Genomic DNA, 15,276 nt, shown 5'->3' on the forward strand with positions numbered 1-15,276 from the left:
AGATCATCAACTGCGGCGCCCCCTCGGGGAATCGGACTCAGGTATGGACTGCGGCCTCCCCCACAGGGATGACGAGCAGCCCGCGCACCCGCCCGGCCTCGGGGTGGTCGAGCTCGTCCAGCAGCTCGAGCGCCCGCAGCCAGGCCTGCCGGGCTGGTCCCGGCTGCCCGGCCGAGACCAGCGTCTCGCCGAGCCGGACGAGCGTGAGGCCCCTGTTGAGCGAGTCGTGCATCGACGCGTACAGCTCGATCGCCGTCCCGTAGGCGGCGATCGCCCCCTCGTGCTCGCCGAGGTGGTGGAGGGCGTAGGCGATGCTGTCCCAGGTGTTGGCCTGGCCGTGGCGGTCGCCCAGCTCCTGGTGTACGGCCAGCGCCTCGCGGCAGTGGGCGAGCGCCTGGCCGTACTCGCCGGACTGCGCCAGCAGCCAGCCCACCGCGTTGAGCGCGCGAGCGCGGCCGGGCTGGTTGCCGGTGGCGTGGAAGCCGGTGACGGCGCTGCGGGCGTGCTCGAGTGCCTGGTCGTACCAGCGTTGCCGTTCGAGAACCCCGGACAGCGCGCCGTGCGTGTAGGCCAGGCTGGACAGGTCGCCGAGCGACTTGTAGAGGGTGAGCGCGCGGCGCAGGTGGTTGTGCGCGAGCGGGTACTGGCCGAGGCGGCCGTAGGCCCAGCCGAGGTTGCGGTGGGCGTGCGCCAGGCCGTCCGGCTCGCTCCCGGCCGCGCGCAAGGCGGCCTGCTGCAGGGCGAGGGACTCCTGCCAGCGGCCCTGGCGGTCGAGGAAGTCGTTGAGCGCCCAGGCGATGCGCCATTCGCTCTGCGCCAGGCCGGACAGGAGCACGGCCTGCTCGGCGCGGAACCAGGCGAAGGCCTCGTCGGTGTCGTGGAAGGGTTCGGGCGCCGGGGTGATGACCGGGGTCCTGTGCGGGCTGAGCGCCATGGCCGCTGCATGCGCCGTGCGCGTGTAGTGCTCGCGCAGCCGTACCTGCGCCTCCTGTCCCTCCTCCCGGCCGACGAGCTCGCGGGCGTAGGCCCGCAGCAGGTCGTGGCAGGCGTAGCGGCCGGGCTGCGGCTCGTCGAGCAGGTGCGCGCGGGTGAGCTCGCCCAGCGCGGACCGGGTCTCGCCAGGCGGTGTCCCCGCGAGAGCGGCGGCGGCCGGTACGCCGACGTCCGGCCCCGGGTGCGCGCCGAGCAGCCGGAAGAGCCGCGCGGCCGAAGAGCTCAGCGTCCGGTACGAGCAGGAGAAGACGGTGCGGAGCTGCAGCGCGGGCTCGCCGCCGTCGAGTTCGTCGAGCGGGTGCCCGCCGGCCAGCTCGCGGGCGAGCGGGCCGAGCCGGAAGCCGGGGCGGGCCGCGGCGCGTGAGGCGGCGATCGACAGGGCGAGCGGCAGCCGGGCGCAGGCCAGGGCGATCGCCTCGACAGCGTCGGGTTCAGCCTCGGCCCTGGCCGCGCCGATCCGTCGGGCCAGCAGGTCGCGCGCCTGCCTGGCGGTGAGCACGTCGAGCGGCAGCGGCCGGGCGCCCTCCAGCGCCAGCAGACCGGCCAGCGGGTCGCGGCTGGTGACGACGACGGCGCAGCCGGGCGAGCCGGGCAGCAGGGGACGCACCTGTTCGGCGTCGCGGGCGTTGTCGAGCACGACCAGGGCGCGGCAGTCGGCCATGAGCCTGCGGTACATGCTCACGCGGGCCTCCTGCTCGACCGGCATCCGCTCGGCCGTCACGCCGAGCGTGCGCAGGAACAGGCCGAGCACGTCGGCGGGCGCGCGGGCGGAACCGCTCGGGTCGAAGCCGCGCAGGTTCACGAAGAGCTGCCCGTCGGGGTAGAGGCGGCGCGCCCGGTGGGCCCAGTGCACGGCCAGCGCGCTCTTGCCGACGCCCGCCGTACCGGAGACGACGGCGATCGCGGGTTCCGCGAGGATGCCGTCGAGGGCGGCCAGCTCCTGTTCGCGGCCGGTGAATCCGGACAGCCCCTGGGGGAGCAGCGCGGGGATCTGCCGCGTGGACGTGCCGTGCAGCAACGACTGGTGCAGCTCGCGCAGTGCCGCGCCCGGATCCAGACCGAGCTCCTCGGCCAGTCGCGCGCGTAGCGCCCGGTAGACGTCCAGGGCCTCCGCGAGCCTGCCGGCGGCGGCCAGGGCCCGCATCAGCACCCCCACCAGGGGTTCGCGCAGCGGATGCCGCTCGACCAGCGGCAGCACCTCCGTCACCACCTCCTGGTGCCGGCCCAGCGATGTCTCCAGGTTGAGGCACTGCTCCAGGGCGGACAGGCGGCGCTCCTGCCAGGCCGCTGCCTCGCCGTCGAAGCCGAGGCCGGGCAGCGGCTCGCCCCGCCACAGCCGCAGCGCGCTCCGCAGCGCCGGCACGGCCTCCTCCGGCGCGCTGTGCTGGGCTCGCGCGACCAGTTCCTCGAAGACCTGGGTGTCCAGCCCGCCGGGCTGCGGCCGCAGCAGGTAGCCGGAGCGCTGGGTGACGATCAGGTCGGCGGGCGCCCCGGCCAGGGTGAGCGTCCGCCGCAGCCGGGTGACCAGATCCTGGATCTGCCTGCGGGCGGTCGCCGGTGGTGTGTCCCAGACGCGGTCGACGAGGTGATCGAAGGTGACCGTCTGGCCCGCCTCCAGGAGGAGGGCGGCGAGCACGCGTTCCTGCCGCCGCCCGCTCAGCGGGACTCCGACGCCGTCGACCTGGACGTCAAGCGGTCCCAGTACGGCGAACCACACTCCGTTCACGCGCGGAAGTTTAGATCATCCGACGCCTTTGGATAGTTCGACTCTCCAAAGGATTTCGCAAGGACGGAACGAGGATCGGCTCTCCTACTTTGGCTGATGGTCGGCATACCTCAGGCCCGGAATGAGAGATTGAAGATGATATTTCGCCATGCTGTCCCCTTAGTGTTGGCTGCCGGTTTACTGGGGGCGAGTCCGATGGGCCCCACGGCCCAGGCCACCGCCGACCCAGGGGGCGCCGCGCTCACCGAGGCCCGCCGTACCGGACAGCGTGTTGAGGTCGAACCGGCGCGCACCGAGACCACCGAGGTGTTCGCCGAGCCCGACGGCACCATGACCGCGCAGCAGCACCTGCGCCCCGTGCGCGCGCGGGTGGGCGGCGAGTGGCGTGCGATCGACCCGACGCTGAAGGCGAACCCCGACGGCACCCTGTCGCCGGCCGTGTCGACCTTCGCGATGACGTTCTCCGGCGGCGGCACGGGCCCGATGGCCACGCTGGCCAAGGGCGGCAAGTCGCTGTCGATGGCGTGGCCGGGCACCCTGCCCAAGCCGGCGCTGGAGGGCAACACGGCCACCTACGCCGAGGTGCTGCCGGGGGTCGACCTGAAGATCATCGTCGAGCCCGACGGCTTCACCCACCACCTGGTGGTCAAGACCCGCGAGGCCGGGACCAACCCCGCCGTGCGCACGCTGAAGCTGGGCATGAAGGGCAACGGGCTCAGCGTCTCCTCGGTCAAGGGAGGCGGGCTCAAAGCCGCGGACGCGAAGGGCGAGGAGATCTTCTCCGCTCCCGTGCCCCGGATGTGGGACTCCTCCCACGAGCGCTCCCGTGGCATCGCCGCCGGGGGCGACAAGGAGGAGCTGCTGCGCGAGGCGCCCATGAAGGCGACCGCCGGACGCGGCGGCCTGGAGATCGTCCCCGACAGGGCGCTGCTGGACGACCCGGCGACGGTGTATCCGGTGGTGATCGACCCGGCCTGGCGCGCGAACTACAAGAACCACTGGGCGGTGGCGGCCAAGCGGTCGGGCACCAACATGGCCAACACCGCCTACTACGACGGCGGCAACCGGATCGGCTCGGAATGGCCGCCGCTGGCGCGGGTCGGCTACGAGTCGGAGACGGGCGTGACCGCACGCAGCTTCTTCGAGATGAACCTGGACGGCATCGGCGGCACGCACGTGCTGTCGGCCCGTTTCCGCATCTTCAACGCGCACTCGTGGAGCAGCTCGCCCCGCGACGTCGAGCTGGGCCTGGCCGGGGCGATCGGCGGTGGCACCACGTGGAACAACCAGCCGCAGTGGATCCAGACCCTGGGGGTCAAGTCGTTCGCGCACGGCTGGAACGGCACCGACGGGGCCAACGAGGAGTTCGACATCACCGGGAAGATCCAGGAGGCGGCCAACGGCTGGTGGCCGCACATCACCCTCGGGCTGAAGGCGGGCAACGAGGGCGACACCTTCGGGTGGAAGAAGTTCGTGGTGGACGCCACCGGCGACTGGCAGAACTACGTGCCGACGCTGGTGATCAACTACAACAACGGGCCCAGGCTGACCGCCAAGACCGCCTACCAGGGCCAGTGGAACAACAACTCCTCCGACCGGCCCATCCCGTGCGGGCCGGGCTGGCAGCTGATCGGGAACACCGACGTCGTGCTGACCGCGACGGGTCAGGACCCCAACAACGACAACCTCGAAGTGAAGTTCGGGATGTGGTTCCACGACGGGCCCTCGATCCTGAACGAGTCGCGCTGGATCGGCAACAACGGCACCGCCAGCGTGGTGGTCCGGGCCAGCCAGCTGGAGAACAACGGCCACTACTGGTGGTACGCCAGCGTGAACGACGGAACGGACGGCGACTGGAGCACGGCCTCGTGCCCGATCAAGGTCGACAAGCTCGCCCCCAACACGCCTGAGGTGACCTCCGACGACGGCAAGTCGATCGACGTGGCCCAGGTGGCGGCGCGCAACACCAGGAAGATCAGGCTCAGGTCCGCCGACTGGAACGGCCTGCGCGGCTTCTGCTACGTCCTCAACGCCACGCTCAGCGTCCACAACGGCCAGTGCGCCACCGGCACCTGGGTCGACGCGGGCTCCGACGGCTCGGCCGTCGTGGAGATCTACCCGCACCGCTGGCCGAACAACACCCTCCAGGTCATGGCCGTCGACCTGGTGGGCAACGTCTCCCCCCTGTCCGAGAAGCTGATCAAGACCGCGCCCGCCGACTTCGTCGCCGACCCCAACGGCGTGATCAGCGGCGACCGCGACGGTGACCTGTCCGGCGACGGCTACCCCGACCTGCTGGCCGTCAACACGGACGGCGGCCTGCGCCTCTACCGGGGCCGCGGCGACGGCACGGTCGCCGAGGGCCAGAACGTGAGCTGGACCGGCTTCGGCGGCGGCCTGGTCGCGCACCGGGGCGACTTCCTGGGCGCGGGCACCTCCGCCCGTGACGGCTACGAGGACATCTTCGTCAGGACCACCGACGGCAAGCTGCAGCTGTTCCCCAACGAGGGCACCGGCTGGCCCAGCTGGGACGGGCGCCGCGACCTGCGGCACCCGGGCGGCTCGGACTGGTCAGGCGTGACCAGGCTCGTCGCGCCCGGCGACCTCGACGGCGATCGGCGGCCCGACCTGCTCACCGTGGAGGGCAACCAGCTCAGGCTCTACCGGGGAGGCGTCGCGGAACCCCTGGTCACCGGCGCGGGCGGCGAGCTGGCGGAACCCGCGACCATCACCGTCCCCGGGCTCGCCAGCCTCGAAGGCTACGACGTCTACGTGCCAGGCGGCACCCGCGACCTGGTGCTCCGCAAGCGCGACAGCGGGGTGATGACCATCGCCACCGGCCAGGCGGACTCCGGGACCTACAGCGTCGAGGCGCCTCGCCCCTACGGCGACAGCCGGTGGCCAGGGGACTCCCACCCGTGGATCGTCGCGCCGGGCAACCTCCACGGCCGGGTCGTCGATGTGCCCGGTGAGGACTACCGGATGTACGAGCCCGTCGAGGGCAAGGAAGGCGCCGACTTCTGGCTCATCGTCCAGCCGGAGGGTCTCTACCTCTCGGTGGCCGACGCCGAGAACCGGCAGCAGCCCTTCAACGTGGGCATCCCCGGCACGACCTACCCGATCGCCTCGATCTCCTGAACAGGAAACAGTCCATGATGCGTAAGACGGTCATGGTCGTGGTCGCCTCGCTGGTGGCGGGATTATTGGTCCCGGCACCGGCGAGCGCCGCGCCCTACAAGCTCAAACTGCGTCCCCTGCAGAAGGAACGCTCCGTCGCGATCACCCGCGTTCCCCGCGAGGCTCCCGCTCCGGCCGCCGAGTCCGAGACCAAGGCGTGGAAGGGCGCGCCCGCGATCACGTGGCCCGCCCCCGGCAAGGTCAGGGCCACGGACAGGGCGGCTGCCGGGTCGCCGGTCAGCGTTTCCTCTGATGCTTCCGCGGAGATCGAGTACGCGGCGGTGCGGGGCGGCGCCGCCTTCGCGGTCCGCTCGGACAAGCCGGGCCCGCTGTCGGTGTCGGTCGACCTCGGCGGCCTCAAGGGCGCCGTCGGCGGCGACTGGGTCAGCCGGGCCAGGCTCGTCCGCCTTCCCGAGTGCGCGCTGACCACCCCCGAGCTGCCGCAGTGCCGTACAGAAGAGAAGGTGACGGCCACCCGCGCGGGCAGCACGCTCACCGCGCGGGTCGAGGGCGCCACCGTGCTCGCCGCGGTGGCAGCGCCCCAGGGCGCGAGCGGCACCTACCGCGCCACCTCCCTCGCACCGACCGGCCTCTGGTCGGCGGGCGGCGGCACGGGCTCCTTCACCTACAACTACCCGATCCCCGTGCCGTCGGTGCCCGGCTCGCTGGAACCGGAGGTCTCGCTCGACTACGACTCCACCCTCGTCGACGGGCGCACCGCCTCCACCAACAACCAGCCGTCCTGGATCGGCGAGGGCTGGGAGTACGAGCCCGGCTTCATCGAGCGCACCTACCAGTCCTGCCCGGACAGCGGCGAGCAGTGCTGGAAGTCGGAGAACGCGACCCTGTCGCTCAACGGCTCCTCCACCGCCCTGGTGCGCGACGACGCCAGCGGCACGTGGAAGCTCGCCGCCGACGACGGCTCCCGCGTGCAGTGGCTCAACGACCACTGGGTGATCACCAAGCCGGACGGCACGCAGTACTGGTTCGGCACCAACCGGCTGCCCGGCTGGACGTCAGGCAAGCCCGAGACCAGGTCCGTCTTCAGCGTGCCGGTCAAGGACCGGGGCGTCCTGCCCTGGCGCTGGCAGCTCGACCACGTCGTCGATCCGCACGGCAACGCCATGGCCTACTACTACGAGCGCGAGACCAACTCCTACAACTCGGGCGGCCGCGCGGTCGCCTACGACCGCGGCGGCTACCTCCAGCGGATCGAGTACGGCCTGCGTGCCGGGAACGCCTACACCGGGGCGGGCGCGCAGGTGGAGTTCACCACGGCGGAACGCTGCCTGAGCGGCTGCGACTCCTTCGACGCCGCTCATGCGGGCAACTGGCCGGATGTCCCCTTCGACCTGAACTGCTCCGCCCTCCCGTGCGCGAACACCGGCCCCTCGTTCTGGACGCGCAAGCGGCTGACCGCCATCACCACGAAGGTCGGCGGCACCGCCGTGGATACCTGGACGTTGTCGCACACCTTCCCCGGCGCCGGCGACAGCACCAGCCCCGCGCTCTGGCTCACCCAGATCCAGCGCACCGCCCCGGTCGCGCTGCCCCCGACCACCTTCCACGGTCAGGCGATGGAGAACAGGGTCGACGCCGACGAGGGCCGCCCGCCGCTCAACAAGTACCGGATGACCAGGGTCCACTCCGACAGCGGCACCGACACGCTGGTCGGCTACCTGCCCAAGGACTGCACCTACGCCGCGGTGCCCGACCCGGCGCACAACAACCGGCGCTGCTTCCCCTCCTACTGGACGCCGCCCGGCGCCTCCACGCCGATCCGCGACTGGTTCCACAAGTACGCCGTGGAGCAGGTCGTCGTGGACGACAAGGTGGGCGGCTCCGCCTCGGAATCCGTCGTCACCACCTACGGCTACGAGAACCCGGCGTGGGCCAAGGACGACAGCGAGTTCACCACCGACGCCCACCGCACGTACAACCTCTTCAAGGGCTACCAGAAGGTCCGCACCAAGGTCGGCACGACCAACAAGACCCAGAGCGAGACCGTCTACCTGCGCGGTCTGGGCGGTACGGTCACCGACTCGGAAGGCAACCAGGTCAGCGACGACCCGGCGCTGTCCGGCCGGGTGCTGGAAGAGCTGACCTACACCGGCGAGGGCGGCAGCCTGGCCACCGCCACGGTCACGGAACCGTGGTTGTCGCCGGTCACCGCCACCAGGAACCGGGCGGGCACCACACCGCTGACCGCACGCATGGCCGGCACCGCCGTCAGCAGGACCAGGACGGCCGTCGCCATGGGCTGGCGGCGCACCAGGACCGACACCGCGCACGACGACCTCGGCCGGGTCACCGCCGTCAGCGACCAGGGCGACCTCGCGGTGAACGGCGACGAGACGTGCGCCACCACCGCCTACACCGATCGGGACACCGCCAACTGGCTGCTCGGCTACGTGGCCACCAGCCGCAGCACCGAGGGCACCTGCGCCGCGCCCGGCGCGGTGACGAGCGAGACCAGGACCCTCTACGACGGCCAGGGGCACCTCGCCGCGCCCAAGGCGGGCCAGGCCTTCGCCACCAGGTCGGAGAAGCTGCAGCGGCCGGGCACGTACGTGGCCACCGCGACCGGCTACGACGCCTACGGCCGGGTCGTCAGCGCCACCGACGAGCTGGGCAGGACCATCACGACGGCCTACACCCCGGCCACCGGCGCCCCCGCCACGATCGTCGTCACCGACCCCAAGGGGTTCACCACCACCAGCACGCTCGACCCGCTGCGCGGCCAGGAAGTGTCGGTGACCGACCGCAACGGCAACACCACCCAGACCGAATACGACGCCCTCGGCCGCCTGACCAGGATCTGGCTGCCCAGCCGCGCCAGGTCGGCCTCACCCAGCCTGACCTTCGACTACCGGGTCAACGGCCAGGATCCCGCCGCCGTCACCACCACTACCCTGCGCGAGAACGGCACCTACGCCACCTCGATCGAGCTGCTCGACGGCCTGCTCCGCTCGCGGCAGACGCAGCAGGACGGGCTGAACGCCGAAGGCGGCCGGCTGATCGTCGACACCCACTACGACACGCACGGCCGGGCGTGGAAGACCACCGCGCCGTACTGGAACAAGGACGCGCCCAGGCCCGAGCTGGGCGGCCTGGCCGACAACGAGATCCCGGCGCAGACCGTCACCGAGTTCGACGGCAGGGGACGGCCGACCGAGAAGATCTTCATGTCGCTCAACGTCGAGCAGCAGGGCTGGCGCACCAGCCTCCGCTACGGCGGCGACTACGTGGCCACGATCCCGCCCGAGGGCGACTCGGCGAGCATGGCGCTCCTCGACGCCCGCGGCAAGACCGTCGAGCTGCGCCAGTTCAAGGACCGCTCGCTCACCGGCGCCTACGACACCACGCGCTACACCTACGACACCGAGGGGCAGCTCAGGAAGCTCGCCGACCCGGCGGGCAACGAATGGACCTACGACTACGACCTGCTCGGCCACAAGACCACGGCCAAGGACCCGGACGTGGGCGTCACCACCTACACCTACGACGCCGCAGGCCAGGCCATCAGCTCCACCGACGCGCGCGGCGTCACCGTCGTCACCGACTACGACGAGCTCGGCCGCCGCAAGACGCTGCGCCAGGGGGAGACCACCCTCGCGCAGTGGGCCTACGACAGCGCGCAGAACGGCAAGGGCCTGCTCGCCTCCTCCACCCGCTGGGACAACGGCAACGCCTACGTCAGCGCGATCGACGGCTACACCGCGACGGGGGCGCCCACCGGCACCACGGTGACGATCCCCGCGGCCGAGGGACTGCTGGCGGGCACCTACAAGGTCGGCCAGACCTACACCCCGGTCACCGGCCTGCCGAAGAGCACCACCTACCAGGCGCGGGCGGGCCTGCCCGCCGAGGTGGTCACCTCGCACTACACCGACCGCGACCAGCTCGCCGCCACCGGCAACGCCGACCAGGAGTACCTGTCCGGCGCGGAGTACACGCCGTACGGCGAGCTGCTCCGCTCCTACCTCGGCACGCTGGGCCGCTACGCCGTACAGACCTTCACCTACGAGCAGGCCACCAGGCGGCTCAGGAGCGTCGTCAACGACCGGCAGAAGGCGGACCCGCAGACGCTGGACGACGTCACCTACACCTACAACCCGGCCGGCGACGTCACCAGCGTCCTCAACAAGCGCGACGACCAGACCGGCGTGGACCGCCAGTGTTTCGGCTACGACCACCGGCGCAGGCTCACCAGCGCCTACAGCACCACGTCGGAGTGCGACGCGGACAAGGCAGTCGGCGGTCCCGCCCCCTACTCGCTGACCTTCGGCTACGACGTGGTAGGGAACCGGATCTCCGAGACCGCCGACGGGGTGACGCGGACCTTCACCTACACCGGCCACCTGATGAAGACGGCCGGCGGCGACACCTTCGGCTACGACGCGGCGGGCAACACCACCCGCCGGGTCACCGCCTCCGGCGAGCAGACGCTGACGTGGAACGCCGAGGGCAAGCTGGCCGCCACCCAGAACGGCTCCTCGTTCCTCTACGACGCGGACGGCGACCGCCTGCTGCGCCGGGATCCCTCGGGCAGCACGCTCTACCTGGGCAGCGAGGAGTTCACGGCCTCGTCGGCCGGGCTCGTGAGCGGGCGCAGGTTCTACCAGGCGGGCAAGGCCGTGCTGGTGCGTACGTCGGCCACCAAGCTGGACTACCTGCTCACCGACCAGCACGGCACAGCCGAGGTGTCGATCAACGCCTCCAGCCTGGCCTACCAGCGCCGCGCCACGACACCGTTCGGCACGGTCCGCGGGGCCGCGCCGGCGACGTGGTCCTCGCAGAAGGGCTTCGTGGGCGGCACGATCGACGACTCGACCGGGCTGACCCATATCGGGGCGCGCGAGTACGACGCGGACAACGGGCGGTTCGTGTCGGCGGACCCGGTGATGGACCTGCTGGACCCGCAGCAGGTCAACGGGTACGCCTACGCGAGCAACAACCCGGTGACCTGGTCCGACCCCGACGGGCTGAAGGTCAACCAGCTGCAGGACTGGGGTGATGTGCAGACGGTCAACCCCAACAGCAACGCCCACTGCGCGACGAAGTACTGCGCCGACCAGTACAACGATCCCGCGAAGGCGGCGGAGGCCAGGCAGGCGGCCGATGACGCGACGCGCCAGTACTACCGGGAGAACAACACACAGGAAAAGGAGGCGGAACGGGCCGCTGCGCGCGAGAAGGCCAAGCCGAAGAAGAAGAAGGGCTGGTGGGACTCCTGGGGCAAGCAGGGGCTGGCATGGGTCGGCAGGTTCATGACCTTCAGCGGCGGCATGATCGCGACCATCGCCTGTGGCGTCTCGATCGTCTGCGGCATGGTGGTGGGAGCCACCGTGGCCATCGCCGGATATGTGATAACCCAGAGGGTCACCAACAAACCGATCTCCGTGGTGGGCGTGGTGGAAGCGGGCGCCTGGGGGGTGATACGCGGCGGCAACTCACGGGTTTTCCAAGGCTCGCGTGACGCCTTCAAAGACGCGATCAACGTGGGGGTCTCGCTGGAGAAGGGCGGCCATCGGACGCTCCATGCCTTCAAACACGCATCCATCGAGTCGAGAGGCGGGCTCACGTTCTATAACAAGTACAAGTGGCAGTGGAACGCCCATCCTGCCAAGTGGTTCATGAACAACCGCTACGACCGGTCGATGCTGAAGAAGCCTTACCGCTGGTAACGGCTGGGTCTACGCCCAGTGATTGCCGTGGGGCAGGCGTCGTCGGGGCCCCCGACGACGCCGTCCACGGACACGAACAGCTGGGTGACGATCTTCCTCATCGCTTCGCTCCGAAGAAGCCCGCGACGGCGGGGGCGATGGCCGCTGCGTCCACGTTGTGGGGCTGGCCCTCAAGGGTGGTACGGCGGGCGTCGGGAAGGGCGGCGGCGTCGTAGGCCAGGCAGGAGGCGCCCGCCGCCATCGCGTCCCAGAACGGGGCGGCCTTCATCCCGGCGACGAACTCCTCCGGCATCAGCGCCGCCTTGAGCATGAACAGCTCCATCATGTCGCCGAAGCGCCCCTGCTCGCGCAGCGCGTACTGCCTGTCGCGGTAGTCGGCGGGGACGGGCTCGCGGGTGCCGGGCAGGATGTAGGGGACCTCCCACAGGGCCAGCCTGGTGATGGCCGGCCCGCGGGCGGCCGCCTGGACGGCGATCATCCCGCCGCCGGACGTGCCGTACACCATCGCGGACCCGCCCGCCTCGGTGATGACCGCCCGCAGGTCGTCGAACTCGCGGTCCACGGAGTGACGGGAACTCCGGCACTCCGAACAGTTCCCGATAGGTTCGCATGGCCGTCAGTGTGGGAGCGGCGGCCGGGGAGCCGTTATTGTTTCGCGCAGACGCGAAACGAGGTGCCGCGATGGGCTGGTGGGAGGTCGACTCCGACACGCTCGCGAGCGGCAGGTTCATCGTGTCGCCGCTGGCTGAGACCTTCGCCGCCATGCAGGCCTTCTACTACGACGTCCCCGGCCATCCGGCCCAGCGCGCCTGGCTCGACGAGCACCGTGCCCGCTGGCGCGCGATGATCGCCGGCGACCCTCTGACCGCGCCGCTCATCGAGGCGGCGATGGGCGCGCGGACCCACTGGATCGCCGACCTGCTCACACCGGTGCTGAACGGCGAGTTCACGACGTTCGACGACGAGCTGGGACTGGTCCGCGGGACGCCGCCCGAGAAGGCGTGGGCGGACCTGGTCGTATCGTCGGGCGGGCCTCTTCCGGAACGGCTGCGCCGTACCGACGTCGCCGACCACCTCGCCGACGTCCTGACCTGGGTGTGGACCGAGGCCGTGCTGCCCACGTGGGCGCGCCGGCGCCGCATCATCGAGGCGGACATCCTCTCGCGGACCGCGCAGCTGAGCCGGGACGGCTGGGCGGCCGTGCTCGACGGCATGCGCCCGGGGATGCGGTGGCTGCGCGACGGCCGGCTGCAGATCAACGTCCACGACTTCCCGTCCCTGCAGACCAGGGGCGCACCCCTGTACTTCGTCCCCGTCACACCCGCGCGGGGCTGGGTCGCCTATGACGACACGCTGCAGTACACGATCATCTACCCGTGCTCCGGCGCCCTCGCCGACGTCGACGCCACGACCGCGCCCGAGCCGCTGGCCCGGCTCCTCGGCCAGAACCGCGCCCAGGTCCTGGTCCTGCTCGACACCCCCAAGAGCACGACCCACCTCGTGGCCCTCGCGAACCAGGGTCTCGGCTCGGTAGGGCGCCATCTCAAGATCCTGCTCGACAGCGGCCTGATCGGCCGCCGGCGCTCCGGAAAGTCCGTGCTCTACTACCGCACCGCATCCGGCGACGTCCTCGTGAACAGCGCGGCGGCCCAGGTCTCGTCCGTCCATTCACCGACGGGGCGGACGAGACCGTGACGTCAATCTGTCCCTACATGGAGGATGTCACGGAAGCCCGTGCATCGCTGTCGAGCTGGTCGATGGCGGCCAGGAGTTCGGCGTGGGCCGCCCGGTAGCGGGCGGTGACGTTGGCCGCGCGCGTGGCCGGGCTGTCCGCCTGCGATTCTTCGTCGATGGCCACACGCAGCTGGAGCGCCTGGCCGGCCCAGTAACGTGCCTTGGTCTCAACTGCTGAGGCCAGATCCGACAGTTCCGTCATGAGGATCCTCTCTCGCTGTCACGATCCACTACGGGCCGTGACTGATCGAACGCTCATTGTAAGAATTGTCAGAACGGGCAGTCAATGCCAGGGCGGGCAGTGCGGTGGGCCGACGAGCGACAACGCCGTGACGACCGCGCCATCACCGGTAGCACGGCTCCTCAGCCCTCGCACACACGGACGTCAGCTCGTCGGCCCACCGCAATTCTTGCGGGTCGTCACCGTTCTCGCCAGCGCAACGGTCAGTCGGTGATGTCGGCGGGGAGGGTCTCGGCGTAGCCGCCCATCTCCACGTCGACCTGCTTCGTGCCGGCCTTGGGAGCGGCGAAGAGGCCCCACATGACCACTTCGGCGCCTGGCGGGACGGTGCCCAGCCGGTCCGGCCAGAAGGTCTGGCCGAAGTTGCCGATGAAGTCGAAGTAGGTCGGCTCGGCGAACGCGCACAGCTCGTGGCGTCGCTGGGCGGTCTTGTCGACGAAGCTCAGCTGGCCCAGGGTGATCTCGCGCGGGCTGATGGCGTTCACGTAGTCGAGGTCGAGAGGCTGGTCGGTCGGGTTGGTGACCGTGGCCTTGGCCAGCACGTATCCGGCGTAGCGCTTCACCTCCTGCACGTTCAGCTTGAAGCCGCTGTCGGACAACGTCTTGGTGTCGCCCGCCCGCTCGGCGAGCTCGGCCTTGGCGCCCGCGGTTTCGACGAGGACCTCGACGCGGCGGTTCTGCGCCCGTCCGTCGGGGTTGTCCGAGCCGTCGGGGCGGGTGTTGGGGGCGATCGGCTTGGCCTCGCCGTACCCCTTGACCGTGTAGGTGAAGCCGGTGCCGACAGTGGCGCGGAGGGCGTCGGCGACGGCTGTTGCGCGCTGGCGGGAGAGCGCGTCGTTGGCCGCGTCGGTGCCGATGGCGTCGGTGTGGCCCTCGATGACGATCTTGCCGGAGTCGGCGGTGATGCGCTGGCCGACCTCGGCGATGGCCGCCTTGGCCGCCGGTGACAGCGACGCCTTGCCGAAGGCGAACAGGACGTCGCTCGGCAGCCTGAACTCCACCGGCGCCTGCGCGCCTCCGCCGCCGCCGACCTTGCAGATCAGCGGGCCCGTCCTGGGCTCGCCCCGGGGGCCGCTCACCACCGGGTCGTCTTGGAGTGAGGCGTCGCCCGCCGGGAGCACCGGCGCGACGACGGGCAGCATGCCGCCGATCCCGACCAGCATCTCGCGGGTCTCCTTGGGCGGCGCCGGGAACATCGCGGTGATGGTGGCCGACTCTCCTGCCGGGATGCTGTCCTCGGTGTTGGTGCTGATGCGTCCGTCGTAGTCGGCTGCCTGGAGCAGGCCGTACGCGGTGCCGCGGGGCGGGTCCACCAGGGCGAGGTGCTGCTCGCGTAAGTCGATGCCGAGCAGTGAGGGGGCCAGCGGCTCCTGCATGCCGTTGTAGAGCTCGAACTGCAGGGCCAGCTGGTCTTCACCGGTTCTGACCAGGCGCACGTTGCGCGCCTCGACCGGGTAGGCGGAGGTGGACGCCTTGGCGACGATCCCCGTGGCGGGCTCGGCCGGAGGGGATGTTTCCGGTTCCTTGGCGGAGGGCGTGTCCGCGGGCTCCTCCGATGGCCCCTGGGCGACGGACACCGGCTCCTGGGGCGCCTGCTTCAGCGGGCCGCAAGCGGAAAGGCCCAGGGCCAGCGCGGCGCCGCAGACCAGCTGAGCTGTCGTTGTCACTCTCATGCGGCCAGCCTGCCGGGGAGACGTTCCACCGGCGTCTCACCGGCA

7 protein-coding genes are annotated in these 15,276 nt (G+C 71.0%); 3 read left to right on the plus strand and 4 right to left on the minus strand.

Features of this window, described 5'->3' with window-relative positions:
* Positions 1–37 precede the first annotated feature (37 nt).
* Entirely contained in the window at positions 38–2,719 is a 2,682-nt protein-coding gene (locus ACIBG8_RS04625) for a BTAD domain-containing putative transcriptional regulator (protein ID WP_397341120.1), read from the minus strand.
* A 195-nt stretch (positions 2,720–2,914) separates the two neighbouring features.
* Here ACIBG8_RS04625 and ACIBG8_RS04630 point away from each other — a divergent pair, with 195 nt between their 5' ends.
* Positions 2,915–5,857: an FG-GAP-like repeat-containing protein gene (locus ACIBG8_RS04630; protein WP_397341122.1), complete on the plus strand. Its 2,943-nt coding sequence runs from the start codon at positions 2,915–2,917 to the stop codon at positions 5,855–5,857.
* Positions 5,858–5,871: 14 nt separating this feature from the next.
* A complete protein-coding gene (locus ACIBG8_RS04635) occupies positions 5,872–11,583 on the plus strand; it encodes an RHS repeat-associated core domain-containing protein (RefSeq protein ID WP_397341123.1) in 5,712 nt (1,903 codons plus the stop codon).
* A 97-nt stretch (positions 11,584–11,680) separates the two neighbouring features.
* Here ACIBG8_RS04635 and ACIBG8_RS04640 read toward each other — a convergent pair whose 3' ends face one another.
* On the minus strand, positions 11,681–12,145 hold the full coding sequence (locus tag ACIBG8_RS04640; RefSeq protein WP_397341124.1) for an alpha/beta fold hydrolase: 465 nt from the start codon (positions 12,143–12,145) through the stop codon (positions 11,681–11,683).
* A 119-nt stretch (positions 12,146–12,264) separates the two neighbouring features.
* Here ACIBG8_RS04640 and ACIBG8_RS04645 point away from each other — a divergent pair, with 119 nt between their 5' ends.
* Positions 12,265–13,278 carry a transcriptional regulator gene (locus ACIBG8_RS04645; protein WP_397341126.1) on the plus strand — a complete coding sequence of 338 codons (1,014 nt, stop codon included), beginning with the start codon at positions 12,265–12,267 and terminating at the stop codon, positions 13,276–13,278.
* Between the two features lie 13 nt (positions 13,279–13,291).
* Here the strand turns inward: ACIBG8_RS04645 and ACIBG8_RS04650 are convergent, their stop codons facing one another.
* Together ACIBG8_RS04650 and ACIBG8_RS04655 are read right to left on the minus strand one after the other, a co-directional pair.
* Positions 13,292–13,519 (minus strand): hypothetical protein, encoded by a 228-nt coding sequence (locus tag ACIBG8_RS04650; protein ID WP_397341127.1) that lies wholly within the window; start codon positions 13,517–13,519, stop codon positions 13,292–13,294.
* Between the two features lie 242 nt (positions 13,520–13,761).
* Positions 13,762–15,231, minus strand: coding sequence for an OmpA family protein (locus ACIBG8_RS04655; RefSeq protein ID WP_397341128.1), 1,470 nt, complete (start codon positions 15,229–15,231; stop codon positions 13,762–13,764).
* Between the last annotated feature and the right edge of the window lie 45 nt (positions 15,232–15,276).

Source organism: Nonomuraea sp. NPDC050556 (assembly GCF_044457355.1).
Lineage (GTDB): Bacteria > Actinomycetota > Actinomycetes > Streptosporangiales > Streptosporangiaceae > Nonomuraea.